At 64.8% G+C, this 2,537-nt stretch carries 1 protein-coding gene; it reads left to right on the top strand.

What is annotated here, in order from left to right; translation table 11 throughout:
- Positions 1–87: 87 nt before the first annotated feature.
- Positions 88–2,537 (top strand): tandem-95 repeat protein (locus NH448_RS23325; protein WP_253029586.1); only part of this gene is annotated, 2,450 nt, incomplete at its 3' end.

The raw sequence follows: 2,537 nt of genomic DNA, 5'->3' as shown, positions 1-2,537 counted from the left end.
CCCTTTCGCTGGGAAACCACCGGCCTTCCTTCACTGACATCTGGCGGCGAGTCCCTTTCCTATCAGGTTTCCACAAGCGGCCGGACCTTGTCCGCCTCTACCAGCGATGGCACCACCCTACTTCAGGTCAGGCTGACCGATCTTGCCTCAGGCAGCTACAGCATCTCGCTGCTCGGCCCGATCGATCATCCCGACGCAACCATCGAGAACAACCTGATCTTTTCGGTCTACTACACCATCACCGATGGTGACGGTGATAGCGCCACTGCACGCCTGGGCGTGGATATCGACGATGACTCGCCGACCACCACCGTTATCGCACCCTCGAGCCTGGAAGCCGGCGATACCGTCACCGGTACCTGGTCACAGCAAGGCGGGGCCGACGGCGTCGCCGATACCGTCGTCAACCTCCAGGCCGACGACAACGAGTATCCGCTCGGCACCCCGATCGATACCGGCAAGGGCATCTTGGTCGTCAACCCCAACGGCACCTGGAGTTTCAGCGCCGACAACGATGCCAGTGGCGCACTCGATTTCAACATCACCACCAAGGACGGCGACGGTGACAGCTTCAGCTCCAGTGCCCACATCGTCATCTCCGGCGGCAATGGGATAGGCCCCACCACCCCCGAGACGGATGGCAACTCTGCCACCGTGTCGCCCAAGGCAGTGGTCGATGAAGATGGCCTTCCCGGCGGCATCGCCGGTGGCATCAATGACTACCCGGGCGAACGCACCATCGCCACCGGCCGGCTACGCTATAACTTCGGCGATGACGGCCCTGGCGGCTTCACCTGGAGCACCGCCGGCCTGCCGGTACTGACCTCCCAGGGAAGCCTGGTCAGCTGGGCACTCAGCGCAGACGGACGCTCTCTTCTTGGCACCAGCGCCAGCGGCCAGCAGGTCCTCTCGATTGAACTGAGCGATCTTGCCGCCGGCACCTACCGGGTCGACCTGTTCAAGCCGCTGGATCACCCCCGAGCCGATGTCGAGAGCGACATCAACTTCAGCGTCGGCTACACCATCACCGACGCCGACGGCGACAGTGCGCAGGGCATACTCCGCGTTACCGTGGATGACGACATGCCAGTGCCGGGCGACGATACCGCCGCAGGCGACAACAGCGGGCCCATCACGGTTGACGTACTGGACAACGACAACTTTGGCGCCGATGGCCCCGGCGAGCTCACCAGTGTCACCGTCCAGGGCGGCCCGGATGTTGGCACCGCCACCATCAACCCCGACGGCACCCTGACCTTTGTTCCCAACCCTGGCTTTACCGGAAACGCCACGATTGACTACACCGCCACCGATGGCGATGGCAGCACCGTTACCGGCAATCTCAGTGTCGGGGTCGCGGACGGCGGCGGCACAGGCACAGGCCCCACCACGCCGGAAACCGATGGCAATCCCGACACCACCCCACCAAAAGCGGTTCTCGACGAGGACGGCCTGCCTGGCGGCATCGCCGGCGGCATCAATGACGTGGCTGGTGAACGGCTCGCGGCGATCGGCTCGCTGGGCTACGACTTTGGCAGCGACGGCCGCGGCAGCTTTACCTGGAATACCGCCGGCCTCCCCGTCCTGACCTCCGGCGGCAGCCCGGTCACCTGGTCGCTGAGCGGCAATGGTCGTTCGCTGGTCGGCTTCAATAACGCGGGTGAGCGTGTCATTTCCGTCCAGCTCACCGACGTTGCCAACGGCATCTACAAGGTGGTGCTGGCCAAACCGCTGGATCATTCCAACCCCAGTGTCGAGAGCGACATCAACTTCAGCGTCGGCTACACCATCACCGACGGCGTCGGTGACAGCGCCTCGGGCACTATCGCCATTACCGTCGATGACGACACGCCAGTGACCAACGCCGACGTCGCCACCACCGACAACGACGGCTCCGTCACCGTCGATGTGCTCGGCAACGACCAGTTCGGCGCCGATGGCCCCGGCGGCATCACCAACGCCACCGTCCAGGGCGGCGCGGGTGTCGGTACCGTCACCGTCAACCCCGACGGCACCCTGACGTTCGTCCCCCACCCGAACTTTGTCGGCAATGCCAACATCAACTATACCGCCACCGACGGTGACGGCAGCACGGTCGGCGGTAACCTCAGTGTGGCGGTCGGCGACGGCGGCACTGGCCCCACCACGCCGGAGACCGATGGCAATCCCCACACCACGCCCCCCAAGGCGGTACTCGACGAAGACGGCCTGCCTGGCGGCATCGCCGGTGGCATCAATGACGTGGCCGGCGAACGGACTGCGGCGGTCGGCTCACTGGGCTACGACTTTGGCAGCGATGGCCCCGGCAGCTTTAGCTGGCACACCGCCGGCCTCCCCGTCCTGACCTCCGGCGGCAGCCCGGTCATCTGGTCGCTGAGCGGCAATGGTCGTTCGCTGGTCGGCTTTGACAACACAGGTAACCGTGTCATCTCCGTCCAGCTCACCGACGTTGCCAACGGCATCTACAAGGTGGTGCTGGCCAAGCCGCTGGATCATTCCAACCCCAGCGTCGAGAGCGACATCAACTTCAGCGTCGG

This window comes from Halomonas sp. OfavH-34-E (genome assembly GCF_024124525.1).
GTDB classification, from domain to species: domain Bacteria; phylum Pseudomonadota; class Gammaproteobacteria; order Pseudomonadales; family Halomonadaceae; genus Halomonas; species Halomonas litopenaei.
The sequence above is the reverse complement of the archived record's forward strand: the minus strand, read 5'-3'. Positions and strand labels throughout refer to the sequence as shown.